20 protein-coding genes are annotated in these 25,927 nt (G+C 71.2%); 10 read left to right on the forward strand and 10 right to left on the reverse strand.

Annotation, left to right across the window (positions count from 1 at the left end; genetic code table 11):
* Positions 1–91: 91 nt before the first annotated feature.
* Both DFR69_RS10905 and DFR69_RS10910 read right to left on the reverse strand, forming a co-directional pair.
* A complete protein-coding gene (locus DFR69_RS10905) occupies positions 92–757 on the reverse strand; it encodes a DUF3239 domain-containing protein (RefSeq protein ID WP_110037338.1) in 666 nt (221 codons plus the stop codon).
* 95 nt (positions 758–852) lie between these two features.
* Entirely contained in the window at positions 853–2,520 is a 1,668-nt protein-coding gene (locus DFR69_RS10910) for a DNA repair helicase XPB (protein ID WP_110037339.1), read from the reverse strand.
* A 371-nt stretch (positions 2,521–2,891) separates the two neighbouring features.
* On the opposite strand from DFR69_RS10910, the gene DFR69_RS10915 reads away from it, so the two are divergent.
* Together DFR69_RS10915 and DFR69_RS10920 are read left to right on the forward strand one after the other, a co-directional pair.
* Positions 2,892–3,488 (forward strand): LysE family translocator, encoded by a 597-nt coding sequence (locus tag DFR69_RS10915; protein ID WP_373867011.1) that lies wholly within the window; start codon positions 2,892–2,894, stop codon positions 3,486–3,488.
* Between the two features lie 104 nt (positions 3,489–3,592).
* Positions 3,593–4,270 carry a trimeric intracellular cation channel family protein gene (locus tag DFR69_RS10920; RefSeq protein ID WP_110037341.1) on the forward strand — a complete coding sequence of 226 codons (678 nt, stop codon included), beginning with the start codon at positions 3,593–3,595 and terminating at the stop codon, positions 4,268–4,270.
* Between the two features lie 62 nt (positions 4,271–4,332).
* Here DFR69_RS10920 and DFR69_RS10925 read toward each other — a convergent pair whose 3' ends face one another.
* Entirely contained in the window at positions 4,333–5,511 is a 1,179-nt protein-coding gene (locus DFR69_RS10925; protein ID WP_110037342.1) for a pyridoxal phosphate-dependent aminotransferase, read from the reverse strand.
* A gap of 174 nt (positions 5,512–5,685) precedes the next feature.
* Here DFR69_RS10925 and DFR69_RS10930 point away from each other — a divergent pair, with 174 nt between their 5' ends.
* Positions 5,686–5,901: a hypothetical protein gene (locus DFR69_RS10930; protein WP_110037343.1), complete on the forward strand. Its 216-nt coding sequence runs from the start codon at positions 5,686–5,688 to the stop codon at positions 5,899–5,901.
* Between the two features lie 49 nt (positions 5,902–5,950).
* Here DFR69_RS10930 and sigJ read toward each other — a convergent pair whose 3' ends face one another.
* Entirely contained in the window at positions 5,951–6,844 is an 894-nt protein-coding gene (gene sigJ / locus DFR69_RS10935; RefSeq protein ID WP_110037559.1) for an RNA polymerase sigma factor SigJ, read from the reverse strand.
* Positions 6,845–6,911: 67 nt separating this feature from the next.
* Between sigJ and DFR69_RS10940 the strand changes: the two genes are divergently transcribed.
* Together DFR69_RS10940 and DFR69_RS10945 are read left to right on the forward strand one after the other, a co-directional pair.
* Positions 6,912–7,487 carry a GNAT family N-acetyltransferase gene (locus DFR69_RS10940; RefSeq protein ID WP_110037560.1) on the forward strand — a complete coding sequence of 192 codons (576 nt, stop codon included), beginning with the start codon at positions 6,912–6,914 and terminating at the stop codon, positions 7,485–7,487.
* 95 nt (positions 7,488–7,582) lie between these two features.
* Positions 7,583–8,152, forward strand: a complete 570-nt coding sequence (locus DFR69_RS10945) for a class I SAM-dependent methyltransferase (protein ID WP_110037344.1) — start codon at positions 7,583–7,585, stop codon at positions 8,150–8,152.
* Between the two features lie 13 nt (positions 8,153–8,165).
* Here DFR69_RS10945 and DFR69_RS10950 read toward each other — a convergent pair whose 3' ends face one another.
* Positions 8,166–10,751, reverse strand: a complete 2,586-nt coding sequence (locus DFR69_RS10950; protein WP_186817338.1) for an ATP-dependent RNA helicase — start codon at positions 10,749–10,751, stop codon at positions 8,166–8,168.
* Between the two features lie 72 nt (positions 10,752–10,823).
* Here DFR69_RS10950 and DFR69_RS10955 point away from each other — a divergent pair, with 72 nt between their 5' ends.
* Positions 10,824–11,108 (forward strand): hypothetical protein, encoded by a 285-nt coding sequence (locus DFR69_RS10955; protein ID WP_110037345.1) that lies wholly within the window; start codon positions 10,824–10,826, stop codon positions 11,106–11,108.
* 72 nt (positions 11,109–11,180) lie between these two features.
* Here the strand turns inward: DFR69_RS10955 and DFR69_RS10960 are convergent, their stop codons facing one another.
* Positions 11,181–12,269 carry a 3-deoxy-7-phosphoheptulonate synthase gene (locus tag DFR69_RS10960; protein WP_110037346.1) on the reverse strand — a complete coding sequence of 363 codons (1,089 nt, stop codon included), beginning with the start codon at positions 12,267–12,269 and terminating at the stop codon, positions 11,181–11,183.
* A 303-nt stretch (positions 12,270–12,572) separates the two neighbouring features.
* Between DFR69_RS10960 and DFR69_RS10965 the strand changes: the two genes are divergently transcribed.
* Positions 12,573–13,388 carry an NmrA family NAD(P)-binding protein gene (locus DFR69_RS10965; RefSeq protein WP_110037347.1) on the forward strand — a complete coding sequence of 272 codons (816 nt, stop codon included), beginning with the start codon at positions 12,573–12,575 and terminating at the stop codon, positions 13,386–13,388.
* Positions 13,389–13,392: 4 nt separating this feature from the next.
* Here the strand turns inward: DFR69_RS10965 and DFR69_RS10970 are convergent, their stop codons facing one another.
* From DFR69_RS10970 to DFR69_RS35150, 3 genes are all read right to left on the reverse strand, one after another.
* Positions 13,393–13,863 (reverse strand): carboxymuconolactone decarboxylase family protein, encoded by a 471-nt coding sequence (locus DFR69_RS10970; protein WP_110037562.1) that lies wholly within the window; start codon positions 13,861–13,863, stop codon positions 13,393–13,395.
* Between the two features lie 89 nt (positions 13,864–13,952).
* Positions 13,953–14,816 (reverse strand): oxidoreductase, encoded by an 864-nt coding sequence (locus DFR69_RS10975; protein ID WP_110037348.1) that lies wholly within the window; start codon positions 14,814–14,816, stop codon positions 13,953–13,955.
* Between the two features lie 43 nt (positions 14,817–14,859).
* Positions 14,860–18,738, reverse strand: coding sequence for an amino acid adenylation domain-containing protein (locus DFR69_RS35150; RefSeq protein ID WP_244198198.1), 3,879 nt, complete (start codon positions 18,736–18,738; stop codon positions 14,860–14,862).
* Between the two features lie 177 nt (positions 18,739–18,915).
* On the opposite strand from DFR69_RS35150, the gene DFR69_RS10990 reads away from it, so the two are divergent.
* Complete coding sequence (locus DFR69_RS10990) at positions 18,916–20,532, forward strand: (2,3-dihydroxybenzoyl)adenylate synthase (RefSeq protein WP_110037564.1); 1,617 nt, start codon at positions 18,916–18,918, stop codon at positions 20,530–20,532.
* A gap of 54 nt (positions 20,533–20,586) precedes the next feature.
* On the opposite strand, the gene DFR69_RS10995 is transcribed toward DFR69_RS10990, so the two are convergent.
* On the reverse strand, positions 20,587–21,873 hold the full coding sequence (locus DFR69_RS10995; protein WP_373867010.1) for a salicylate synthase: 1,287 nt from the start codon (positions 21,871–21,873) through the stop codon (positions 20,587–20,589).
* Positions 21,874–22,066: 193 nt separating this feature from the next.
* On the opposite strand from DFR69_RS10995, the gene DFR69_RS11000 reads away from it, so the two are divergent.
* Positions 22,067–24,496, forward strand: a complete 2,430-nt coding sequence (locus DFR69_RS11000; protein WP_110037350.1) for a glycerol-3-phosphate 1-O-acyltransferase — start codon at positions 22,067–22,069, stop codon at positions 24,494–24,496.
* Complete coding sequence (locus tag DFR69_RS11005; protein WP_110037351.1) at positions 24,496–25,911, forward strand: 1-acylglycerol-3-phosphate O-acyltransferase; 1,416 nt, start codon at positions 24,496–24,498, stop codon at positions 25,909–25,911. The genes DFR69_RS11000 and DFR69_RS11005 overlap by 1 nt, the downstream gene beginning before the upstream one ends.
* The last annotated feature ends 16 nt before the right edge of the window (positions 25,912–25,927 follow it).

The raw sequence follows: 25,927 nt of genomic DNA on the forward strand, positions 1-25,927 counted from the left end.
ACCATCGTCGCATTCGCGTGCGCCGTCGGGTGGCGCCGCCCGCGCGTGGTCTGCGCGAACCGCCCGACAGGTGGCCGGCGCGGGTCGCGCGTCAGCGCAGTTCGCCGGGCAGCCGCTCCGGATCGAGCATCATCCGCTTGGTCGCCGTGCGCCGCACGCGGTCGGCCAGCTCCAGATTCTCCGCGAGCAGCCGCCATTCGAGTTCGGTGATGGCGCCGCGGGCCCGTTCGATCACGGCGCTGTCGCGGGTGGCCCAGGCGATCGGCATGGCGGTGACCAGCTGCCAGCGTTCCCCCACCTGGCGTGGAGCCCGGTCGGTGCGGACCGCGACGGCGGGCACCCGCTCCCCCGGCTCCGGCGCGTGGCCGGGCAGGGCGCGCACCTTGCGGGTTACCAGCGCCCAGCCGCGGGTCGGCGCCGTCGGTTCGGCGATGTCGACGAGGGCGAGCAGCACGATGCCGCCCGGCTCGGCCTCGGTGACCACGGCGGGCACCAAAGCGCCGTCGTGGTACAGCTTTTCGATGCTGGATCGGTGCGGGGTCCACAGCGCCACCCACAGCGCGATCGCGGCGGCCAGCACGCACACGACGGCGAGCAGGTAGCCCCACGCCTGCCCGCTCCAGAGCAGGGCGGCCGTGGCCGCGATGGCGAGCCCGGCCGCCAGCAGCGCGACGACGCGCAGTCTGCGGAGCCCGGTGAACGTCTCGTTGACCGCATGAGCGTGCTCACGGTCGACCACGAATTCGAAGCGGCGCACGATTCCTTCCTAGCACAGGTTGCGGAGGGATTGCCTCCACTTATCTGCCGAGGGCTGTCACCGCACGCTACCGCGTCCTGACCGGCCGACAGGCGCTACGCGCCGTCACCGATCGGCGGTCCGAGCAGATCGTCGGCGTCGGTGATGCGGTACGCGTAACCCTGCTCGGCGAGGAAGCGCTGCCGGTGCGCGGCGTACTCGGCGTCGAGAGTGTCGCGGGCGACCACCGAATAGAAATGCGCCTGTCCCCCATCCTGTTTCGGCCGCAGCAAGCGGCCGAGGCGCTGCGCCTCCTCCTGCCGCGAACCGAAGGTGCCCGAAACCTGCACCGCCACCGAGGCTTCCGGCAGATCGATGGAGAAGTTCGCCACCTTGCTCACCACCAGCACGGGGATCTCGCCCGAGCGGAACGCGTCGAAGAGGGCCTCGCGCTCCTTGTTCTTCGTGGCGCCGGTGATGACCGGTGCGTTCAGGTCGACGCCGAGTTCCTCGAGCTGGTCGAGATAGGCGCCGATCACCAGGGTCGGCGCGTCCTTGTGCCTGGCCAGGATCGACTCGACCACCGGGATCTTGGTGCGCGCGGTGGAGCACAGCTTGTAGCGCTCCTCCGGCTCGGCCGTCGCGTAGGCCATCCGCTCGGCGTCGGTGAGCGTCACCCGCACCTCGATGCACTCGGCGGGGGCGATCCAGCCCTGCGCCTCGATGTCCTTCCACGGCGTGTCGTAGCGCTTGGGGCCGATCAGGGAGAACACGTCGCCCTCGCGACCGTCCTCGCGCACCAGGGTGGCGGTCAGGCCGAGACGGCGGCGCGACTGCAGGTCGGCGGTCATCCGGAAGACGGGGGCGGGCAGCAGGTGCACCTCGTCGTAGATCACCAGGCCCCAGTCGCGGCTGTCGAACAGCTCCAGATGCTTGTACTCGCCCTTGGTCTTGCGGGTGATCACCTGGTACGTGGCGATCGTGACGGGCCGGATCTCCTTGCGCTCGCCCGAGTACTCGCCGATCTCGTCCTCGGTGAGCGTGGTGCGCGCCAGCAGTTCGCGCCGCCACTGCCTGCCCGCGACGGTGTTGGTGACCAGGATCAACGTGGTCGCCTTCGCCTTGGCCATGGCGGCGGCGCCGACCATCGTCTTGCCCGCGCCACACGGCAGCACCACCACGCCGGAGCCACCGGCCCAGAACGAGTCGGCGGCCATCTCCTGGTAATCGCGCAGGTGCCACTTGCCCTCGGTGTAGTCCAGGCCGATGTCGTGCGCCTCACCGTCGACGTAGCCGGCCAGGTCCTCGGCGGGCCAGCCGATCTTGAGCAGCATCTGCTTGATGTGGCCGCGCTCGGACGGATGCACGATCACCGTGTCGTCGTCGATGCGGGCGCCGAGCATGGGCGCGATCTTCTTGTGCCGCAGCACTTCCTCGAGCACCGCGCGATCCAGGCTCACCAGGCACAGGCCGTGCGCCGGATGCTTGACCAGCTGCAGCCTGCCGTAGCGGCCCATCGTGTCGACGATGTCCACCAACAGCGGCTGCGGCACCGCGTACCGCGAGAAGCTCACCAGCGCGTCGACGACCTGCTCGGCGTCGTGCCCGGCCGCGCGCGCGTTCCACAGCGCCAGCGGCGTGATCCGGTAGGTGTGCACGTGCTCGGGCGCGCGCTCCAGCTCCGCGAACGGCGCGATGGCCTGCCGCGCGTTGCCGGCCAGCTCGTGGTCGACCTCGAGCAGCAGGGTCTTGTCGCTCTGCACGATCAGCGGACCGTCGGTCACAGTGCCTGCGCTTTCGGCGCGCTGGTGCGCGCGGGTTCGGGGCCTCGTGACCCCTCGATTCAGCGCTCGAGACTCGCGCCTGCGGCGCATGCGCTTCGAGCGCTGAATCGAGGGGCGGCCCCGAACGGGCTCGTAGGACTCGCCCTGTGCGGGGTGCGTTCGGCCTGGAGTGTTGATCTTCGTGGTGGCGCCGGTGGTCGGTCGCCTTGTTCGATTGTACGGACGGGCACCGACAGACGTCCTGGTGGCGGGAATCGACCCGGCAGTCCAGCGGTTGCGCACTGGACCGCGACAAGCCGCGCTGACCAGGTCAGACTCGATGAGTGCTACAGACGACGGCGATTCTCGGGGTAGCGGCGGCGGCGTTGGGCATGGTGCTCACGCCGGGGCCGAACATGATGTACCTGGTCTCCCGGACGGTGGCGCAGGGCCGCAGGGCCGGGCTCATCTCGCTGGGCGGGGTCGCCGCCGGATTCGCGGTGTATCTGCTGGCCGCCGCGGTCGGCATCACCGCCGTGTTCGCGGTGGTGCCCGGCCTGTACCTGGGTCTCAAGCTCGCAGGCGCGGGCTATCTGCTGTGGCTGGCGTGGCAGGCGGTGCGGCCGGGCGGTACCTCGGTGTTCGCGCCCGTCGAGCTGCCGGTCGCCCCCGCGCGGCGGCTGTTCACCATGGGGTTCGTCACCAACCTGCTCAATCCCAAGATCGCGATCATGTACATGGCGCTGATCCCGCAGTTCGTCGACCCCGAACGCGGCGCGCTGTGGCTGCAGAGCCTGTCGCTGGGCGCGGTGCAGATCGGGGTCGCGCTCACGGTCAACGGGCTGATCGTGCTCGGCGCCGCCGGGCTGGCGTCGTTCCTCACCGCGCGGCCGCTGTGGCTGCGCACCCAGCGCTACCTCATGGGCACCGCGCTGGGCACGATCGCGGTCCTGCTCGCCACCGACCGCACCCGCCCGGCCCCGGCCTGAGCGCGCCACCCTGCCGCCCCACGGCGAGGCGGGTGCGGGCGCTGTTCCTTCCCATGTCACGCTGCTCAGGGGTTCGTGCGAAGGAGTGAGCGGTGAGTGTTGGGATGCTGGTGACGGTCGCCGCGACCGGGCCGTTGGCGACGGAGCTGGATTCGGCGCTCACCGCCGTGCACCGTGGTGGCGAGCTGATGGGCGTCATCTCGTTCGCCGCCTCGGGCGCGCTGGTCGCCGTGCGCAAACGGCTCGACATGTTCGGCATGGCGATCCTGGCCACCGCGACCGCCCTCGGCGGTGGCATCGTGCGCGATCTGCTCATCGGACGCACACCGCCTGGCGCGTTCACCGACCTGACCTACTTGTCCGCGTCTTTGGTGACCGCGCTCATCCTCTACTTCATCGCGCCCTCGCGGCGGCTCACCAAGGGGCCGCTCGAGATCGCCGACGCGATCGGGCTCGGCCTGTTCTGCGTCACCGGCACGGTCATCGCGTACTCGGCGGGGGTCGGTGCCCCCACCGCCGCGCTGCTCGGCATGACGACCGCCATCGGCGGCGGTGTCCTGCGCGATGTCCTCAGCGGCGAGGTCCCGTTCGTGCTCCGCCCCGACCAGGACCTGTATGCGATCCCCGCCCTGTTCGGCGCGGCCGCCACCGCCACCTTGCTGCACTTCGACCTGTACCGGACGTGGACCGGCTTGCTCGCCGCCCTCGGCGCCGTCGGCTTCCGCCTGCTGGCCCGTCACTACCAGTGGCACGCGCCGCTGGCCCGGCACGCCCGCGACTGAGAACGCGTCGCCGGCCCACCAGCCGCATTGGCGGTCCCGGCAGGCGACAGCCGGAGCACCTCTCAGCGCACCGCCGTTCCGGCGCGCAGGCGCCGCACGCCCTCGTCGATCGTCTCGTCGCGCTTGCTGAAGGTGAAGCGCACCAGGTGTTTCCAGTCGGCGGCGTGGTCGGCGAACACGCTCACCGGCACCGCCGCCACCCCGAGCCGGGCGGGCAGTTCGCGGCAGAACGTCATCCCGTCCGCGGCGCCGAGCGGGCGGATGTCGGCGCAGACGAAGTAGCCGCCGGAACTGCGCGCGACCCCGAACCCGGTGTCGCGCAACGCCGCCGAGAGGCGAAGTCGCTTGTCGGACAGGTTGTCGCGCAGCGCGTGCACCCAGTCCAGCTCAGCGTTGATCGCGTGCGCGACGGCTGGCTGGAACGGCCCACCGCCGACGAAGGTGAGGAACTGCTTGGCCGCGAGCACCCCGTCGAGCAGCGGCGCGGGCGCGCACACCCAGCCGATCTTCCACCCGGTGACGTTGAACGTCTTCGCCGCGCTGGACACCACGACGGTCCGCTCGCGCATGCCGGGCAGAGTGGAGATGCTGATGTGTTCGGTGCCGTCGTAGACCAGGTGCTCGTACACCTCGTCGGCCAGTACCAGCAGGTCGTGTTCGCGGGCCAGCTCGGCGATGGCGGTGAGGTCGGCGCGGTCGAGGACGGCGCCGGTCGGGTTGTGCGGTGAATTGATCACCAGCATGCGGGTTTTCGGGGTGATCGCGGCGCGCAGGCTGTCCAGGTCGAGGACGAAGCGGTCACCGTCGGCGACCAGGCGCGCGGTGCGCCGCTGGGCGCCCGCCAGCGCGACCGAGGCGGCGTAGGAGTCGTAGTACGGCTCGATCAGCGCCACCTCCTGGCCGGGCTCCACCAGCCCGAGCACCGCCGCGCTGATGGCTTCGGTAGCGCCGACGGTCACCAGCACCTCGGTGGCCGGGTCGTAGACGGTGCCGTAGCGGCGCGCGCGGTCGTCGGCGATCGCCTGGCGCAGCACCGGCATGCCGCGACCGGGCGGGTACTGGTTGAGACCGTCGGCGATGGCGGTTCGCGCGACCTCGAGCATGCCCGCGGGGCCGTCGGTGTCCGGGAAACCCTGTCCCAGATTGACCGCGTCGTGGCGGACGGCGAGTTCGGTCATCTCGGCGAAGATCGTCGATCCGAACGGGCGCAGACGGGAGACGGTGGGCGGCGCAGACGACATCCCCGCAGCGTATCCCACTTTTCCGGCCCGTTGCCGACCGATAGCGAACACGCATGTTTCACAAACGTTTTTCTTGTTTGACCTGCACTATTGTGCGGTCACCCAAGCTGAGCTAGCTTTGCCGTGTTCTACCTCACACACCACAGCGTGGTGGCATATCGAAAGGGGCTCTCTATGGCCTCACCTCTGCTCGACTTCATCGTCGGACCGGCTGCGTCGGAGGTTGCCGGTTCGGCTCTGCGGTTCATCCACGACCAGTTGCTCGGCAGCCCGATCGCCGACTTCTTCACCGGCTCGGCGACCCCGGACAACAACATGGGTTCCTCGACGGGCGACCACAACCTCGGCTCGTCCACCGGTGATCACCAGTGGGGGTCCACCTACCCGTAGACCCGTGCAGCTCGGACCGGATCGCGCGGGTCCGGTCCGACACACAGGTTCAGCGCGAGCGCGCCCCCGACAGCTTCGCCACATTCGCGAAATCGTAAGCAGCCCAGACTTTCCCCTCGCGCACCGCGAACCCGATCACGCGCACGGGCCTGCCGAACGGCGAGTTCGGATCGGTGAGCACCAGGCCCGACTGTCCGTTCACCGCGGCGGGCGCCAGTTCCAGCCCCGCCTCCAGCAGATGCTTGCGCCACAGTCCCAGCGCCAGGCGGGCGATCTTGTCCGCTCCCTCGACCACATTGAGCGCGGTCTTGGTGGTGCCGCCCGCGTCGGCGGTGAAGGTCGCGTCCGGGTGCAGAGTGGCCGCCACGGCGGCGACGTCACCGGTGGCCAGTGCGGCCAGGAACCGCTGCACCGCCGCGTCGTGCACCTCGTCGGCGACCGGCTCCGGCGCCCGCGCCGCGGACTTGCGCGCCCGCACCGCCAATTGCCGTGCGGCATCGGGGGTTACGCCGATGATCGCGGCGATCTCGTCGAACGGCACGTCGAGACTGTCGTGCAGGACCAGCGCCACCCGCTGCTGCGGGGTGAGCGCGTCGAGCACCACCATCGCCGCCATCCGGCTGTCCTGATTGCGGACCACCACGTCGAGCGGATCGGGGGTGCGCGCGGGCGAGGTGACGATCGGCTCCGGAAGCCACTGCCCCACATAGGTTTCCCGGCGCACGGCCGCGCTGCGCAGGTGGTCCAGGCAGATCCGGCTGACCACCGTCGTCAGCCAGGCGCGCAGGTCGTCGATCTCGGATTGGTGCACGCCCGCCAGGCGCAGCCAGCTCTCCTGCACCGCGTCCTCGGCGTCGCCGACGCTTCCGGTGAGCCGGTAGGCGACCGAAAGCAAATGCGTTCGATGTGATTCGAACAGGTCGGTGAGGAGCGGGGAAACCATCATCGCTGATCCTACGGTCGGCGAAAACCGGATGAGAAACCGGGCGGGGACCTGGCACGATGGCACGATGTACGAGCACACGCTCACCGACGGCACGGTCTGGCTGACCCGCCCCGGCGCCCCCGACATCGACCGCATCGTCGAGTGCTGCCAGGACCCCGAGATCGTGCGCTGGACGACCATCCCGTCGCCCTACGGCCGCGCCGAGGCCGAACAGTTCCTCGACCTGGTCGTCGCCCCCGGCTGGGCGGCCGGCATTCCCGTCTGGGCCATTCGCACCGCGCTGGACGGCCCGGTCGAAGGCATGCTCGGCCTGCACGACCGTGGCCCCGGCGTCCACGAGATCGGCTTCTGGCTCACCCCCTCCCACCGCGGCCGCGGCCTGATGACCCGCGCCATCACCCTGGCCTGCGACTTCGCCTTCGCCCCCGACGGCCTCGGCGTGGCCCGCCTCACCTGGCGCGCCATGGTCGGCAACCACGCCTCCGCCGCCGCCGTCCGCCGCACCGGCTTCCACTACGAGGGCCTGGCCCGCCAGGGCGGCCTCCAACGCGGCACCCGCGTCGACGAATGGCACGCCGCCCGCCTCGCCACCGACCCACCGGGGTACGCGGACGGCTGGCCTGCGGAGGTCCTCCCGTAGCCGCCGCAAGCGGCGAACACACCGTGCGAGCATGGTCGCGTATCGCCCTGCCGACGGTTTCCCCCACGACCCGCGTCGAGTGGTGTCCCTAGGCGGTGGCCCCGAGCGAGCTGGAGGTTGCCATGCCCGATGACGCGCGGTTCGAGTGGTTCGCCGATGTCATGGGGGTGGGGGCCGAGGATCGGGTGTTGGAGTTGGGGCCGGGGGCCGGGGTTTCGTTGGCGCGGGTCGCTGGGCGGCTGCGGGGTGGACGGATCGTGGGGGTCGAGCGGTCCGCGAGTGCGCTGGGGCGGGCTGCGGCGCGGTGTGCCGGGGAGATCGTGGACGGGCGGGTGCGGTTGATCGAGGGGACTGTCGGGGAGGTGTCGGCGGCCGAGGTGCTCGCCGAGCTGGATGATGGCGTGCGGTTCGATCTGGTGTTCGCGGTGAACGTCAATCTGTTCTGGACCGGGCCCGCGGTGCGGGCGTGGCCTTTGGTGCGCGAATGTCTTTCGCCCGGTGGGCGATTCTGGCTCTGCTACGGGTACGGCAGTCCGGAGGGGCCCGCGAGCAGCCCGAAGCCGGAGACCGCCTTGTTGGAACGCCGCGCCGCCACAGCGGGTTTCGGCTGCCGGACGCAAGCGGCCGGCGACCTGCTCGCCGTGGAACTCGTCCCACTCGGCTGAGATCGGGTGAAGGTCAGCGGTTCTTGGCGTTTCGCGATGTGCCGCGGTGGGCGGGGAGGGTGGTGGGGTCTTCGGGCCAGGCGTGTTTGGGGTAGCGGCCACGGAGGTCGGCGCGGACCTGGGGCCAGCCGTTGCGCCAGAAGGACTCGAGGTCGGCGGTGACGGCGACCGGGCGCTGGGCCGGGGAGAGCAAATGGAGCAGGATCGGGCAGCGGCCGTCGGCGAGGGTGGGCGGGGTGGTCCAGCCGAAGATCTCCTGGACCTTCACGGCCAGGACCGGTGGGTCGGCGGTGTAATCCACCCGGACGCGGCTGCCGGAGGGGACTTCCAGGCGTTCGGGGGCGAGTTCGTCGAGCCGGGCCGCCTCGGGCCACGGGAGCAGGCGGCGCAGGGCGGTGCCCGCGTCGACGCGGGTGAGGTCGGCGAGGCGGCGGGCGGTGGCGAGTTCGGGGCCGAGCCAGGTGTCGAGGTCGGCGAGCAGGGCGTCGTCGTCGACGGCGGGCCAGGGGTCGCCGAGGACGCGGTGCAGGAAGTCGAGGCGTTGCCGCAGGCCGCGGGCGTCGTCGTCCCAGCGGAGGAGTTCGAGCCCTTCGGCTTTCAGCCCGTCCCGAACGGCTCGCGCGACCAGTTGCGAATCCGGTTCGCGCAGCGGCTTTTCGGAGAGCACGATCGCCCCGAGCCGCTCGACCCGCCGCGCGAGGACCTCCCCCGCCTCCCACCGCACCTCGTCGGCGCGCGTCACCAATCCGGGCGCAGCCGCCCGCGCGAGATCCTCATCGGCGATGGCCGCCAACCGAATCCGCCCCTCGGCCCGCCCCGGATCCCGATCCGCGACAGCCACCGCCAACCACTCCGCGTCCCCGACCCCGGACCCCGGCGGCAAGGACACCGCCGTCCCACCCGCCATCAGGTACGAACCCCCCTGCGCCCGCCGCCGCGCCAACCGCTCCGGGAAAGCCAGCGCGATCATCAACGCCGCCACCTCCCCCACCGACACATCTCCCCCCGCACGGGTAGCTCGGCCAGGCTCCCCTCGGCCCCCCGAGCAGACACTCTCGCCGGCACGGCCACGCCCACCAGCGACACCGAGCGCGCCGGGCGCACGGAAATCGGCCGATGTCGCAGGATCGGCCTGGTCACCAGCGGTGAGTTGCTTCGCCAGGCGCTGGACCTCCCTGGTCCAGCGGGGTGGGCGTTCGTTGCGAAGGGTGCGCAGGGCGGTGGCGGCGTCGGTACCCGCGGCCAGGGAGTCGTCGTCCATCAGGACGACCATTTCGGCGGCGGCCTTGGCGCCGAGTTGTGGGGCGCCGTCCAGGAGCGCGCGGGCGAGGCGCGGGTGCAGGCCGAGGGCGGACATGGCGCGGCCGCGTGGCGTGACGCGGTCGGCGGGGTCGAGCGCGCCGAGGGCTCGGAGGACGGCGCGACCCGCGGCCAGGCCACCTTCCGGCGGGGCATCCCACCAGGCGAGCCCCGATCCATCGGGAGTGCCCCAGCAGGCCAATTCCAGTGCGAGACGGGTGAGTTCGGCCGTGCGGATCTCGGGCTCCGGGTAGGCGGGCAGGGTGTGGTGCTCGTACTCGGGCCAGCAGCGCCAGGCCGAGCCCGGACCCTCACGGCCCGCGCGGCCCGCGCGCTGTTCGGCCACCGCCGCCGAAACCCGCACCGTCGCGAGGCCGGACAGCCCGCGCCGATGATCGATGCGCGGCACCCGCGCCAGACCGGAGTCGACGACCGCGCGCACGCCGGGCACCGTGAGACTGGATTCCGCGACCGCCGTGGACAAGACGACGCGCCGTCGCGTGCCCGGCCGCAGCGCGGTGTCCTGGGCGGCACCGCCGAGCCGCCCGTGCAGCGGCACCACGTCGGCATCCACATCACGGAGCAGCCCGGCCGTCCGATTGATCTCGCCCACACCGGGCAGGAAGACCAGCACGTCACCGTCGGTTTCCGTCAGCGCGGCCCGGGTGGCCCGCGCGACCTGCGCTTCGACCCGCTCGCGCGCGAGGGCGGGCAGATAGCGCATGTCGACCGGGTAGGTCCGCCCACGCACCTCGAGCACCGGCGCGGGCTCACTGTCGTCCGCGCCGAGCAGCTGCGCCAGCCGGTCCGCCGCCACCGTCGCCGAGGTGGCGAGTAGGCGCAGGTCGGGGCGCAGTCCCGATCTCGCGTCGAGCAGCAGTGCCAGCAGCAGGTCGGCGTCGAGGTGGCGTTCGTGGCACTCGTCGAGGACGACGACGTCGACGCCGGGCAGTTCCGGATCGCTCTGCAGCCGCCGGACCAGCAGACCCGAGGTGACGACCTCGACGCGCGTGCGCGGCCCGACCTTGCGGTCACCCCGCACGGCGTAACCGACGGTCTCCCCCACCTTCTCGCCGAGCAGCGCGGCCATGCGCGTGGCCGCCGCCCGCGCCGCCAGCCGTCGCGGCTCGGCCACCACGATCCGCCCCTCCGTCGCGGCCGCCAAAGCCAACGGGACCAACGTGGTCTTGCCGGTCCCGGGTGGCGCGACCAGCACCGCCACGCCCCGTCCGGCCAGCGTCTCGACGATCTCGCCCAGCGCGGGCCGCACCGGCAGATCAGGCAGTTCAGGCAGCTTCATCACCGCCCAGTCTGCCGCCCCGCCGCGAGCCGCCCGACAACCACCTACAAGGTTTCGCTCAGCCCGTCGGTCGTGCTGGCCGCACCGGCCCAGGCGTCCACGCCCGGCGCGTGCCTGGTGATCGAGAACAACACTCGCGGCACCGTCCGCATCATCGTGGAGAACTACGAATACAAGGGCACGACCAGGGACATCCCCGCCTCCGCGCACAGTTTCGTCGACCACGCCGACGGCCGCCATCTCGTCACCCACGACGGCAGCTGGAAACTCACCGCCCCGCGCGGCACCTGGCGCTACAACGCCGAACAGAACTGGGGCGGCCAATGCAACGGCACCTGGGCCTACACCGTCGGCTGACCGCAGGAAAGCACTGACCGCCCGAAAGACTGTGGCCCCGATACACTCCGGGGCCACAGTCTTTCGGAGAACTCAGCCGCGCCGGGATTCGACGGCGGCGGCGAGCCGGTCGAGCTGGGCCGCGGTGACGTCCCAGTCGATGCAGGCGTCGGTGATGGATTGGCCGTAGGTGAGCTCGTCGGCCTTGCCGAGGGTCAGGTCCTGGCGGCCCGCCACGAGGAACGACTCCAGCATCACGCCGACCACACCCTGCTCGCCGGCGGCGAGCCGCTCGGCGATATCGGTGACGACGTCGACCTGCCGGTTGTGGTCCTTGTTGCTGTTGCCGTGGCTGGCGTCGACGACCACGCGCTGGGCCAGCGAGGACTTCTCCAGCCGCAGCTTGGCCTCGGCCACCGAGGCCGCGTCGTAGTTGGTGCCGTTGCTGCCGCCGCGCAGGATGACGTGGCAGTCGGGGTTGCCGGTGGTGCGGATCAGGGCGGAACGCCCGTCCAGGTCGGTGCCGGGGAAGACGTGGCTGGCGGCCGCGGCGCGCACGCCGTCGACGGCGACCTGCACGTCACCGTCGGTGCCGTTCTTGATGCCGACCGGCATGGACAGCGCGCTGGAGAGCTGGCGGTGCACCTGGCTGGCGGCGGTGCGGGCGCCGATCGCGCCGTAGGAGACCAGGTCGGCGATGTACTGCGGGGTGATCGGGTCGAGGAACTCACAGGCCACGGGCAGGCCGAGCGCGGTGATGTCGACGAGGACCTTGCGGCCGATACCGAGACCGGTGTTGACGTCGAACGAGCCGTCCAGGTGCGGATCGTTGATCAGACCCTTCCACCCCAGTGTCGTGCGCGGCTTCTCGAAGTACACCCGCATCACCACGTGCAGCCGGTCGCTCAGCTCCGCGGCCTTGACTGCCAGCTTGCGAGCGTAGTCGAGGGCGGCGGCCGGATCGTGCACCGAGCACGGGCCGACGATCACCATGAGGCGGTCGTCGTCGCCGTTGAGCACGTCGACGGTGGCCTTGCGGCCCGCGCGGACGGTGTCGGCGAGCGCGTCGGTGATGGGGTGGACGGTGCGCACCTCGGCGGGCGAGCGCAGGGGGCTCACGCTGAGGGTGCGCTGGTCATCGAGATCGGAATGCCGCGAGTCGACATCGGCTGCGGTGGTCATGTGTGGGTTTCCTATTCTTCGAGGCCGACCCACGGACTTTTCGCGAACCCGTCGAGCCGGTCAGTGTCCGGCTCGGGGTGAGGAGGTCAGCGCGCAGGGTCGCAGACCGGCCCACCCAGGGCCGGCTCGCTAAACCAGAAATATGCGCGCTGCATGCCGTGGACTGTACCACCGGTGAAACGCCGCCTGCCGGGCCACGGTTACCGGGAGTGCCGACGATCACATCGCACGGCCGCGAAAGAAAGGCTTGACCTGAATAATACTTGAGCTTTTACCGTGGCAGTCGACGAAAGGAAATCGACTGTGACAACACTGATTACGGGCGCGACCGGCAACACGGGGCGACAGGTGGTTCGCGAACTCCTCGCCCGCGGCGAGAAGGTCAGGGCGCTCACCCGCGACGCCGCCGCGGCCCGCGCCCTGGTCGGACCCGAGGTGGAACTCGCCACCGGGACGCACAACGAGCCCGCGACGATCGGCGACGCGTGGCAGGGGGTGGACCGGCTGCACGTGACGGTGACCGCAGGTCTCGCCGAGGTCGGTCCCGAACTGATCGGCCGGGCCGTGGACGCGGGCGTGCGGCGCATCACCGTGGTCTGGGGCGGCGGGGTCGGCCCGGTCGAGCAGGCGATCGCCGAGTCCGGGGTGGAGTGGACCCGGTTGGAGCCGCAGGAGTTCATGTCCAACACCCTCAGCTGGCTCGAACCGATCCTGACCGACGGCGTGGTCCGCGAGCCCTACGACCATCCGAGCGCGGTGGTGCACGAGGCCGATATCGGCGCGGTCGCGGCCGTCGCGCTGCTGGAGGAGGGCCATCACGGCCGCGCCTACAACCTGACCGGCCCGGCGGCGATCACCCCGCACGAACGGATCGCGATCCTGGCCGAGGCGGCAGGCAGGCCGATCGAGTTCGCCAGGATCACCCACCAGCAGGCCGTCGACCGGCTGCGGGCGACGGGAGTCTCGGAGGCCGACGCCGAATACGTGATCGGCTGGTACGCCGAATCGAGCCCGGAGTCCTACACGGTGGACCCGACCGTCGAACAGGTGCTCAGCCGCCCGGCGCGCACCTTCGCGCAGTGGGCGGCCGAACACGGGCACCGGTTCGCCCGGACCTGAGGACTCAGCCCCACTGGCCGGGGACGTAGTCGCCGGCCGGGGTGTGGGCGATGGCGTTGAGCCGGTTCCAGGCGTTGATCATCGCGATGGCGGCGATCAACGCGGCGATCTGGTCGTCGTCGTAGTGCTTGCGCACCTGCTGCCAGGTGTCGTCGCCGACGTGGCCGCCGTCGGCGACGCGGGTCGCCTCCTCGGTGAGGGCGAGGGCGGCCCGCTCCGCCTCGGTGTAGACGTTCGCCTCGCGCCAGGCGGCGACCAGGTTGATCCGGACCGCGGACTCGCCCGCGTGGGCGGCGTCCTTGGTGTGCATGTCGACGCAGTAGCTGCAGCCGTTGATCTGCGAGGCCCGGATCTTCACCAGTTCGTAGGTGGCCTTGTCGAGCGGGGAGTCGTCGATCACCTTGCTCGCCATCGTCATCCGCTTCACGAAGCTGGCGGCGACCGGGTTGCCGTAGAGGTTGAAACGCGCTTCCATGATGAGCTCCTTCGTCGTGGGATTCACTGAGACGACGACGGAGCCCGCGGCGGTGTGACATCACCGAATGTGATGCCGGTCACCATCACTCAGATCAGGCCGCAGAGCTTCTCCGAGAGTTCCCACAGCTCCGAGGCGAGCGCGCGGTCCTTCGACGCGTCGCTGCTGCCGCAGCGCGCGGGGTGGCCGTGCAGCCCGAGGAAGCCGTCGGGGCCGTAGAAGGCGCCGGGCACGATGTCGGCGGTGGCGGCGAACAGGGTCGGCAGGGCGCCCTGCTCGGCGTCCTGGGCGAACAGCCGGTTGCCCAGCGCCATCACCAGGTCGCGCACCGATTCGGTGTGCGACATCAGCTCGGTGGCGGCGTAGCCGGGGTGCGCGGCCACCGACACCACCGCCGAACCCTCACCGGCCAGCCTGCGCTGCAGTTCGTAGGCGAACATCAGGTTGGCCAGTTTGGACTGACCGTAGGCGAGCCAGCGGTCGTAGCGGCGACGCTCCCAGTTGGGGTCGTCCAGGTCGATCCGGCCGAGGCGGTGCGCCAGGCTCGACACCGTCACCACCCGGTCGGTGATCCGGTCCAGCAGCAGGTTGGTGAGCGCGAAGTGGCCGAGATGGTTTGTGCCGAACTGCATTTCGAAGCCGTCGCCGGTGCGGCGCAGCGGCAGCGCCATCACGCCGGCGTTGTTGATCAGCACGTCGACGCGCTCGATCGCGTCGGTGAACGCGCGCACCGAGTTCAGGTTCGCCAGGTCGAGTTCGCGGACCTCGGTCGGACCGGGCATGCCCGCCGCCACCTGCTGCGCCTTACCGGTATCGCGACAGGCCAGGATCACCCGGGCGCCCACGCGCGACAGCGCTCGCGCGGTTGCCGCGCCCAGCCCGCTGTTGGCTCCGGTGACGACGATCGTGCGGCCGGTCTGGTCGGGCAGGTTCGCGGCAGTCCACTTACTCACTGGGGAAAGTCTAGTGCGACCTGCGGAAAGCGCGAATCGGCGCTCACGACTGCGCGAGGACCTCCTCGTCGCTCATCGCGGCCACCTCGAGGTACATCGCCGCGACGGCCGCGAGCCTGCCCGCGGTGCCCGACTCGTTCTCCCGCTCCAGCATTCGCGCGGCCAGGCCGGCGACCGTGCGCGCGGTGAACAGGTCGGCCACGACGGTGTCGGGCGCGTCGAGCCATTCGCGGATGCGGGCCACGGCGGTGGTGGCGAGCACGGAATCGCCACCGAGGGCGAAGAAGTCGTCGGTGACACCGATCCGCTCGGTCGCGAGGACCTCGCCGATCACCGCGGCCAGCGCGCGTTCCAAGTCGGTGCGCGGGGCGACGAATTCCGCCGTGCTCTCGCCCTTTTCGAGAATCGCGCGCACGGCCTTGCGGTCCGGTTTGGCGTTCGAGGTGAGCGGGAGTTCGGGGAGCAGTTCCAGCCGGGTCGGCACCATGTAGGCCGGGACGAGTTCCGCGGCGGCGGCGAGCACCTGCTCGACGTCGAGGACCGTGTCCGGGGTGGGGACGACGGCGGCGACCAGCTTGGGCGCGGCCGAGCCGACGACGGCGGCCACCGCGTGCCGGATGCCTGGCACGGCGCGCAGGGCGCTCTCCACCTCGCCGAGTTCCACCCGGTAGCCGCGGATCTTCACCTGATGATCGGCGCGGCCGAGGAATTCCAGGGCGCCGTCGGGCAGGTAGCGGGCCAGGTCACCCGTGCGGTACCAGCGCAGACCCTCGTGGGTGACGAACCGGTCGGCGGTGCGCTCGGGGTCCTTGCGGTAGCCGGCGGCCACACCGTCGCCGCCGATCCACAGTTCGCCGGTGACCCAGTCGGGGCAGTCGTTGCCCGCCGGTCCGACGACGCGGCACCGCACATTGCGCAGCGGGGTGCCGTAGGGCACCGCGCTCCACTCGGCGGGCACCTCGGCGCCGACGACTTCGCAGATGGTCGAGTGGATCGCGGTCTCGGTGGCGCCGCCGAGGCCGGCGAAGCGGCACTCGGGGGCCACCACGGCCAGGCGGGCGGGCAGGGCCACGTCGACCCAGTCGCCGCCGAGGATCACCGTGCGCAGCGCGGGCAGCGGCTCGCCCGCCGCGGCGGTGAGCAGCATGTCGAGCAGGCTGGGCACGCAATTCAGCAGCGAGACCTCGTGGCGCCGGATCAGTTCCACCCAGCGGGTGGGATCGGCGCGCTGGGTGTCGTCGACCGCGACCACGGCGCCGCCCGCGGCGAGCAGGCCGAAGATGTCGTAGACCGACAGGTCGAACTCGAGGGCCGAGAGGGCGAGCGCCCCGTCGGCGGAGCCGAGGGCGAACCGCTCGTTCAGGTCGTCGATGGTGTTCATCGCGGCCCGGTGCGGCACCTCGACGCCCTTGGGCTTGCCGGTGGAGCCGGAGGTGAACAGCACGTAGGCGATGTTCTCCGGATCACCGAAGACGGGGCGCGCCAACGGTTCCGCGTGCGTGCGGGCCTCGGCGAGGTCGATCGCGCGCGTGTCGGGGATCTCGGCGCCGCCGACGGTGAGGACGGCGACCGCGTCGGCGATGCGCAGGATCTCCGCGCGGCGGGCGGCGGGCTGGTCGAAGCCGATCGGCACGTAGACCGCGCCCGCGGCGAGCACACCGAGCACGGCGAGCACCTGGTCGGGGCCTTTCGGCAGCTGCACGGCCACCGAATCACCCGGCGCCACACCGGCTTCGCGCAAGGCACCCGCGACAGCGAGCGCGTCGGCGGCGAGTTCCCCGTAGGTCAGTCGTCCGGCGGGCTCCCAGAGCACCGCGGGCGCGGACGGATTCGTCGCGGCGTTCGCGAAGAAGCCCGTGTGCAGCAGGCCGCCACTCACCGGACCATCCGTGGCGTTGACCCGGGCGCGAGTCGCCGCCTGTTCCACCGGAATTCGCACGCCCGCTTCGGCCTGCCACCCGGCGCCTCCGGCCGCGGGCCGAGCCTTGATGCCTTGCCCGCGGACATCCGCCGCCCCGGCGGGGCTGATCACCGACTCGGAGTCGGCGCTGACCGGGGAACCGCCGCCAGGCGTTGCGTCGGGAACCGCCGGGCCGGCCGGACCGGTCGTCGACTCGGCGTCGACCGGCATCCCGGCGCCGCTGCCGCGCGTGGCGACCTGTGCCGCCGCCGCGGCGAGACCGGATGCGACGTCGGCCGTCCGGACGTCGCCGCGTGTGGCTCCGTCGGCCGTCCCCGTCGCACCGCCGGTCGCCGCGCCGCCACCGTGCGCGTCGGGAAGCTCGGCGCTCTGACCGCCGAGCCGCTCGATGGCCTCGATGTAGCGGGCGAACATCGCCTCGATCATGCCTGCGGGGAAGGCGGATTCGCGGATGTCCCAGTTGAGCAGGAGGCCGCCGCGGACCTCGGTGATCTGGGCGTCGAGCAGGACCTGCGGGCCCTGGGAGATGATCCAGACCGGGTCGCCGAAGGTGTCGGTGACGGTGTCGGCGAACAGTTCGCCCAGGTTCAGCGCGCTGGTGTAGACGATGGGCGCGAGGACCGGCTCGCCGCGCTGCCTGCCGAGATCGCGCAGGACCTCGAGGCCGGAGTACGCCGAGTGGGCGCCGGCCTCGTGCAGGCGCTGCTGCAGGGCGCGGGCACGGTCGGCGACGGTGGCCGGCTCGGTGACGTCGACCTCGAGCAGCACCGAGGAGGTGAAGTCGCCGACGACACCGTCGACCTGCGGATGCACCGGTTCACGGTGGAACAGCGGCAGATTCAGCAGGAACCGGCGCTGCGCCGACCAGCCGCCGATGGTCTCGGCGAACACCGAGGCCAGTGCCATCGCGGGGGTGATACCCCGGGTGTGCGCGGCGTCGAAGACCTGCGCCTTGGCCTGCGGGGAGAGCCAGCGGTGCAGGCGGACGGTGCGGCTGGGGTCCGAGATGTGCTGGGCCTGCGGCAGTTCCGGCGCGCCGGGCAGTTCGGGCAGGCGGGCCTGCCACCAGGCGCGGTCGCGGGCGCGCTCGTCGGCGTGGCCGGAATCGGCTGCCGCGCCGGTCCCGTGCTCGGCCAGATACTGGCGGAAGGTGTAGTCCTGCGGCGGCAGTTGCTCGCCGTGGTAGAGCCGGGCCAGATCGGTGATGAGGATGCGGTAGCTCATGGCGTCGGCGGCGAGCATGTCGACGTCGAGGTGCAGGCGGGTCCGTCCGTCGGCGAGGCGGGTGAGCGCGATATCGATCACCTGACCGTCCTGCACCGCCATCTTCTGATGGGTGCGCGCGGTCCGCAGCTCCGCGAGCCGCCGCTCGGTGACCTCCGGCGCGTCCGCCCGCAGGTCGGCCACGCTGAACACCGCGCGTCCCGGCCGGTCGAGGGTCTGCTGGGTACCGTCGGGCAGGAACCGGGTGCGCAGCATGGGATGCCGGACCAGCAGCTGCTCCACGGCCCGCTCGAGCCGCTCGGGTTCCACACCGGCGCCGTCGAATTCGACATACAGATGCGCGGCGACACCGCCGAGCTCCTGCGCCTCGGACCGGCCGATCCAATACGCGTGCTGCATGGGCGCCAGCGCGAAGGGCGTCCCGTCGTCCGGCACGATTACCGATTCACGTTCCACCGCAGCAGAATTCACGTGCTCGATGGTGCGCACGCCCGCCGAACCCCCCTTCTCGGCGGCGAGTTCTTCGGGATCGGCGCCGTTGAGCAGGGCGTGCCACGCGTCGACGGTGGGGTGGGCGGCCAGGAGGGCGAAGTTGACCGCGATGCCGCGCTTACGCCAGCCGCCGGCGAGTTTCATGGTGCGGATCGAGTCGAGGCCGAGCTGGATCAGGTCGGTGGTGTCGGCGAGGTCGGCGAGATCGAGATCGAGCTGACGGGCGATCGCGGCGCGGATCTCCGCGCGGTCGATCCCGGCGCCGCCTGCGGGTGCTTGCTCCATCTGCCGATCACTCCTTGCTCGCCGCCCGCGATCGGACGGATTTTCGGTACTGCCCGGCCGCAGCCTACTCCATTGAGATAGGGTTGCCTAACCTTCCCATGTGGAGCGCTACGGCGGCACCGCACGGAGGGCCGAGGACGCGCGGCACCGGCCGCCAGGACCACAGTGAGGCAGTTCGTGACGTCGACATCGACCACAGACCACCGTGCGGGCTACGTCCCCTTCCCGGAGACCGCCGCGCAGGAGTACCGCGCAGCCGGCTACTGGGCCGGGCGCACCCTGGGCGATCTCCTCCGCGACACCGCGCGCGCCCAGCCCGAACACGCGGCCGTGCTGAGCGACGCGGCGCCCGTGTCCTACGCCGAACTCGACGCCGCCGCCGACCGCATGGCACACGGCCTGCTCGCGCTCGGCATCGCCCCCGGCGACCGGGTGATCGTCCAGCTGCCGAACATCCCGGAGTTCGCGACGGTGCTGTTCGGCCTGCTGCGCGCCGGCATCATCCCGGTGCTGACGCTGCCCGCGCACCGCCGCGCCGAGATCGAACACCTCGCCACGCTCGCGGAGGCCGTGGCCTACCTCATCCCGGATCGCCTGGCCGATTTCGACTATCGCGAGCTCGCCACCACCGTGCGGGCGAACGTGCCGACCCTGCGCCACGTGCTCGTCGCCGGTGATCCCGGTGAGTTCACCGCCCTGGATTCGGTCCCGCGCGAAGGGGATTCGCTGCCCACGATCGACCCGGCCGAGATCGCGGTGATGCTGGTCTCCGGCGGCACCACCGGTCTGCCCAAGCTGATCGCGCGCACCCACGACGACTACGCCTACAACGCCACGGCCAGCGCCGAGGTGTGCGCGCTGACCCCCGACGACGTCTACCTGGCGACCCTGCCCGCGGCCCACAACTTCCCGCTCGCCTGCCCCGGCATCCTCGGCACCGTCGCCACGGGCGGCGCGCTCGCGTTCACCCTCGATCCGAGCCCGGAGGCGGCCTTCGCCGCGATCGAGCGGCACGCGGTGACGGTGACCGCCGTCGTCCCGCCGCTGGCCCAATTGTGGAGCGCCGCGGTGGAATGGGAGGACGCGGACCTGAGCTCGCTGCGGCTGTTGCAGGTCGGCGGCGCGCGGCTGGCCGAGGTGAATGCCCGCGAGGTGGAGCCCGCACTGGACTGCCGCCTGCAGCAGGTGTTCGGCATGGCCGAGGGCCTGCTCAACTTCACCCGCCTCGACGACGACGCGGAACTGGTGTGCACCACCCAGGGCCGCCCGCTCTCCCCCGCCGACGAACTGCGCGTCGTCGACGCCGACGGCAACGATGTCGCGCCCGGCGAGGAGGGCGAACTGCTGACGCGCGGCCCCTACACGCTGCGCGGGTATTACCGTGCACCCGAACACAACGCACGCGCTTTCACTCCCGACGGCTTCTATCGCAGCGGCGATCTGGTGCGCCAGCTGCCCAGCGGCCACCTCGTCGTCAGCGGCCGGATCAAGGACGTGATCAATCGCGGCGGCGAGAACATCTCCTGCGACGAACTCGAGGAACACCTGCTCGCTCACCCCGCCGTCCGGCACGCGGCCGCGGTCGGCCTGCCCGACGCGGCACTGGGTGAAAAGGCGTGCGTGGTCCTGGTCGTCACCGGCGAACTGCCGAGCCTCGGCGAGCTGAAGGCCTTCCTCACCGAGCGCGGCCTGGCGACATACAAGCTCCCCGACCTTGTCCGCCAAGCGGATTCGCTCCCGATCACGGCCGTCGGCAAGATCGACAAGAAGGCGCTGCGCGCGCTGCACGGCTGAACCGAACGACGGCGGCTCACCTCCCGGGGAAGGTGAGCCGCCGTTGTCGTCGAATCAAGCCCTGACGACGTAAGGGGCTACGCTGCCGAGCTTTTCGCAGGTCTCCTCGAATTCGCGCTCGGGCCGCGACTGCCCGACCACACCCGCGCCCGCGCGCAGCCACGCGCCCTCGCCGGTCTGATAGATCGCCCGCAGCACCAGGGTCGCCTCGAGCGCGCCGGTCGGCGAGACGCACACCACCGCACCGGAGTACAGCCCGCGCGGGTCGTGATCGTTGCGGAAGACGGAGTCGACGCCCGCCCGCTTCGGGATGCCCGAGGCGGTCACCGAGGGGAACAGCACCTCGAGCGCGTCCCAGCTGGTGCGGTCGGCCGCGAGGGTGCCGCGCACGGTGGAGGCCAGGTGCTGCACACTGCCGCGCTCGCGCACCGCCATGAAGTCGGAGACGGCGGGCGTGCCGGGCAGGGCGACCTGGCTGATCTCGGCGAAGGAGGTCTGCACCGAGATCGCGTGCTCCACGATCTCCTTCGGGTCGGCGAGCAGCTCGGCCCTGGCCGCGGTGTCGGCCTCGACGCCGAGGCCGAAGGCACGAGTGCCGGCCAGCGGCTCGGTGGTGACGATCCGGTCGTCGTCGACCGAGGCCACCAGCTCGGGGCTGAATCCGGCCGCCTCCAGGCCACCGAGGCGCAGCAGGAACGAGCGGGCCGGGGTGTTGTTGGCCCGGCCGAGCCGATAGGTGGCGGGCACGTCGACCGCGAAGGGCAGCTCGACCTTGCGGGACAGGATCACCTTTTGGTAATCACCGGCCTGGATCTCGGCCACCGCCTTGGCGACCCGGTCCTGGTAGCCGGTCGGATCGGGACGCACGTCGACCGGATGCGCGGCGGGCAGCTCGGCGCCCTGCGACTCGGCGATCAGATCGTGGATGTCGCACACTTCGCTCGGGGTGGCGCCGCTGATCCGCACGCCGGTGGCGTCGATGCGGACCTCGATCCGGGGGATCAGCAGGTGGGCCAGCGGCGTGAGCCGGTTCAGATAGGTGGTGGCGGCCAGCGAGTAGGCGCAGAACTCGAACGCGATCCAGCCGTAGGCGCTGCGGCCACCCAGCGGCAGCGCGGCCAGGGCGGCGTCGACGACCTGGGCCGGGCTGCCGGTCCAGGCGCGCGCGGTGGTCCGGCCGTCCCATACGGTGCGCAGCTCGCCCGCGTCGAGTTCGACGCTGCCGAGCGGGTCGGCGGCGAAGACCCATTCGCCGGGACGCTCGTACATCACGTATTCACCGAAGCGATCGGCCGCCGCCAGGCGGGACATCGCTGCCGCCGGGTCGGCTACATACTCCACCCGCACGGGCTGTTCCGTCGACGACAACGATCCTCCAAGGTAAAGCTGACCTAACTTATGCGGGTTAGGTTAGCATTACCTGGTCGATTATCGAGCCTCCAAAGTGGGTATTCTTCGCCACCCGGCGCGCCTGGCCCACGCCCAGTGACCCAAGTTCGGTGCGCCGAGGCGATTCTGACGCTTGAATGGAGAGATGATCGAGATCGGTGGGCGGCGCGGCCCGCGAACGGGCCCCATGGCCGATTCGGTGGTCGCCCTGGTCGACGCGGCCTCCGGCGTCGAGCGCGAATTGATCGGCAGCTGGATCGCCGAGGGCGGCCTCGACCGCGAACTCGGCTCGACCGCGCCGGTGACCCAGCTCGACCTCGACGCCAAGGCGATCAGCAAACGCCTGGTCGGCAGGCACGACGACCCACTGGTGGTTCCGGTTCGGGTGCTGTGGCTGCCGCCCGAGCGCGACGGCGTCCGCCGGGTCACCTTCGCCGATCTCGCGCTGCTCACCAACCCGCGCAAGCCCAACCGGCTCGTGCAGCGCAGGCTGGTGCGCACCGATCCCGACCGGCACCGGGTGCTCGTCGGCGCGCCCGCCAAGCTCAGCGAGCTGCGGACCAACAATCCCGAGGCCGCCGCGCTGCTGCGGGCCGGCTCGGGCGAACCGTTCGCGCGCGCGGTGGTGCGCGCCGCGGTGGTGGCGCTCGAGCGCGCCGAACGCACCGTCATCGGCGATCGCTACAAGGTGCCGCAGCTGGTGGCCGAGGAGATCCTCGACTCCCCCGATTTCCAGCGCAAACTCGACTACATCGCCGACGAGATCGGCTCCGAGCCCGACCAGGTGTACCGCAATGCCGAGAAAGCGCTGCGTGAACTGGTGGCGGCGCAGAGCAGGCTGGTCTCCGACCTGTTCACCCAGGCCATGCGCCCGATCCACGCCTCCACCTGGAAGGTCGACACCGACCTGACCGGGCTGGACTCGCTGCGCAGGCTCAACCGCAAGTTCCCGCTGGTCTTCCTGCCCTCGCACCGCTCCTATGTCGACGCGTTCGTGCTCGGCGATGTGTTGGCGCGCAACGACTTTCCCCCGAATCACGTCATCGGCGGCGCGAATCTGAGTTTCTGGCCGATGGGCCCGATCGCCCGGCGCACCGGCACGGTGTTCATCCGCCGCAGTTTCGGCGACGACGAGATCTACAAGGCGGTCGTCGAGGAATACTTCGCCTATCTGCTGGCCAAGCGCTTCAATATGGAGTGGTATTTCGAGGGTGGCCGCACCCGCACCGGGAAATTGCGGCCACCGCGCTACGGATTGCTCAATTATCTCGCGGCCGCGGTGCGTTCCCGCCGGGTCGAGGACGTGATGCTGGTCCCGGTCTCGATCACCTACGAGCGCCTCAACGAACTCGGCGCGATCGCGAGCGAGCAATCGGGCGGCACGAAGAAGCCGGAGGGCATCGGCTGGCTCGCCAGATATGTGCGCAGCCAACAGCATTCGGCTGGGCGGGTCTACGTGCGCTTCGGTGAGCCGCTGTCGGCGCGCGAGCGGCTCGCCGCGCACGGCGACCCCCTCGACCGCAGGCCGATGACCATTCCGCTGCGCGACACCACGACCGGCGCGACCAGCGTGCCCGACGAGTCCGAATTGGCCGAAACCGAGCGTAAAGCCGTGCAGCGGTTGGCCTTCGACGTGGCCGTCGGCATCAACCAGGTCACCCCGATCACCGTCAACGCGCTGGTCACCCTCGCCCTGCTCGGCGTGCACGAGCGCGCGCTCACGCTCGGTCAGGTGCGCACCGTGGTCGACCCCGTCCTCGGTTACATCGACAAGCGCGGGCTGCCCAGCGGCGAACTGTCGGCTCTGCGCGACGATCAGGGCCTGCGGGTGGTGCTGGAGCAACTGGCGCTCGCCGGGGTGGTCACGGTGTATCGCGGTGGGCTGGAACCGGTGTACGCGATCGAGGCGGGCGCGCACCTGGAGGCGGCGTTCTACCGCAACAGCGCGGTGCACTGGTTCGTCAACCGCGCCATACTCGAGCTCGCCGCGCTGACCGCCGTCGAGGAGCCGGGCGATGACCCGCTGCGCTCGGCCTGGAAGGCGGCGTTCGCGCTGCGCGACATGCTCAAGTTCGAGTTCTTCTTCCCCGAGCGCCAGGAATTCGCCGAGCAGATCATCGACGAGGTGCGCATCATCGTGCCCGAATGGGACGAGAACACCCCCGACGACCGGCTCGACCGCCAATTCCTCGGCGCGCTCACCGATTCCGGCTTCGTGATGGCGCACCGCGTGCTGCGCTCGTTCTTCGACGCGCAGCTGGTGGTGGCCGAGCGGCTGGCCGCGCGCGCGTCCGACGCGGTGATCGATCGCAAGGAGTTCATCGACGAGTGCGTGGCGGTCGGCAAGCAGATGCTGTTGCAGCAAAGGCTGCACAGCGCCGAGTCGGTCTCGAGCGAACTGTTCACCAGCGCGTGGAAACTCGCCGACAACCACGGCCTGATCGCGCCGTCGGCGCCGGGTGAGGAGGACGCGCTGCTGGCCCGCAGACAGGAATTCGCCGAGCAGCTGCGCGATCTCGGTGAGCGCATCGCCAGGGCGGCCAGTCTCGATCCGTCGAACCGGACCGTGCTCTGATGGGCGACCTCGACGCGGCCGTCGCCGCGATCCGCTCGGGTCCGAAGGGTCCGCATATCGCCGCCGTCTTCGATTTCGGCGGCACGGTCGTCGACGGGCTGCCGCGACGGAGCTTGGCGCGCAAGGTTTTCCGGCGCGGCGATGCTCCGGCCGCCACCCTGCTCGGCGGTATCCGGCGCGGCGGCACCGACGGTGACTACAGCCGCTTCCTGCGCGCCGTCGAACAGGACTGGGCCGGGTCGACCGAGGAAGATCTGGAGCTGCTCGGCCGCAAGGGTTTCCGCAAGGAGATCTACGGCCGGCTGTTCCCCGAGGCCTGGCGGCTCGTGCGTGAGCACCAGCGCGCCGGGCACACGGTGGTGCTGGTCAGCGAGCTCACCCGGTACCAGGTGGAGCCCGCCGCCGAGCAGCTCGGCATCCAGCACGTCCTGTGCACGAAGCTGGCGGTCGAGGACGGCGTGGTGATCGGGCGACCCGAGGGCGACCCGCTGTGGCGGGGGGAAAAGGCCGCGGCGGTCAGCGAATTCGCGGCGGCGGCCGAGGCGGAGATCGGTTACGTCTACGCCGACAGCGCGACCGACCTGACCCTGCTCGACCTCGCCGACGTCCCGACCGCGGTCGACCCGGACCCCGAGCTGGCGGAGATCGCGGCCGACCGGGGCTGGCCCGTCCTGCGCTTCCGGCCCCGGCTCGCACCGCGCCCGATCGACTATCTGCGCACGGTCACCGGCTTCGCCGCGCTGCTCGGCGGCGCGCTGTTCGGCGTCGTGCGCACGTCCTACACCCGCCGACGCCAGCGCATGGCCGACGGGCTCATGCACGACGCCACGACCGCCACCCTTGCCGCCATCAAGGTGCGGCTGCGGGTCGTCGGCGCCGAGCACGCCCGCGCGCCGCGGCCCGCGGTGTTCCTGTTCAACCACCAGAGCCAGTTCGACGTGATCATCGTGCCGAAGGTGCTCGACGGCGCGGTGACCGGCATCGGCAAGAAGGAGCTGGCCAAGCACCCACTGTTCGGTCCGCTCATGCGCTTCGTCGGAGTCACCTTCATCGATCGAACGAACACCGAGCGCGCCAAGGCCGCGCTGGCGCCCGTGGTGTCGACCCTGCGCGACGGTCTGTCCATCGCTGTGGCCCCGGAGGGCACCCGCTCCTACACGCCGGGGGTCGGCCCGTTCAAGAAGGGCGCGTTCCACATCGCCATCCAGGCGGGTGTTCCGGTGATCCCGGTGGTGATCCGCAATGCCGGCGAGATCGCCTGGCGCGACTCCCCGATCGCGCGCTCCGGCGTGGTCGACGTGGCGGTCCTGCCGCCGATCGACGTGTCCGGCTGGGACCCGGCCGACATGGACGACGAGGTCGAGGGCGTGCGGCGACTGTTCGAACAGACGCTGCTGAACTGGCCCCGAGCCTGAGCCCGGCCGGGCGCGA

The organism is Nocardia neocaledoniensis, from assembly GCF_003182135.1.
In the GTDB taxonomy this organism is placed as follows: Bacteria; Actinomycetota; Actinomycetes; order Mycobacteriales; family Mycobacteriaceae; genus Nocardia; species Nocardia neocaledoniensis.

Excerpts from the sequence above, each read along its gene's own strand:
- DFR69_RS10915 (WP_373867011.1), top strand. The coding sequence starts at position 2,892 with ATGGTGCTCACGCCGGGGCCGAACATGATGTACCTGGTCTCCCGGACG.
- DFR69_RS10920 (WP_110037341.1), top strand. The coding sequence starts at position 3,593 with ATGCTGGTGACGGTCGCCGCGACCGGGCCGTTGGCGACGGAGCTGGAT.
- DFR69_RS10925 (WP_110037342.1), bottom strand. The coding sequence starts at position 5,511 with ATGTCGTCTGCGCCGCCCACCGTCTCCCGTCTGCGCCCGTTCGGATCG.
- DFR69_RS10930 (WP_110037343.1), top strand. The coding sequence starts at position 5,686 with ATGGCCTCACCTCTGCTCGACTTCATCGTCGGACCGGCTGCGTCGGAG.
- sigJ (WP_110037559.1), bottom strand. The coding sequence starts at position 6,844 with ATGGTTTCCCCGCTCCTCACCGACCTGTTCGAATCACATCGAACGCAT.
- DFR69_RS10940 (WP_110037560.1), top strand. The coding sequence starts at position 6,912 with ATGTACGAGCACACGCTCACCGACGGCACGGTCTGGCTGACCCGCCCC.
- DFR69_RS10950 (WP_186817338.1), bottom strand. The coding sequence starts at position 10,751 with ATGAAGCTGCCTGAACTGCCTGATCTGCCGGTGCGGCCCGCGCTGGGC.
- DFR69_RS10960 (WP_110037346.1), bottom strand. The coding sequence starts at position 12,269 with ATGACCACCGCAGCCGATGTCGACTCGCGGCATTCCGATCTCGATGAC.
- DFR69_RS10970 (WP_110037562.1), bottom strand. The coding sequence starts at position 13,863 with ATGGAAGCGCGTTTCAACCTCTACGGCAACCCGGTCGCCGCCAGCTTC.
- DFR69_RS35150 (WP_244198198.1), bottom strand. The coding sequence starts at position 18,738 with ATGGAGCAAGCACCCGCAGGCGGCGCCGGGATCGACCGCGCGGAGATC.
- DFR69_RS11000 (WP_110037350.1), top strand. The coding sequence starts at position 22,067 with ATGATCGAGATCGGTGGGCGGCGCGGCCCGCGAACGGGCCCCATGGCC.
- DFR69_RS11005 (WP_110037351.1), top strand. The coding sequence starts at position 24,496 with ATGGGCGACCTCGACGCGGCCGTCGCCGCGATCCGCTCGGGTCCGAAG.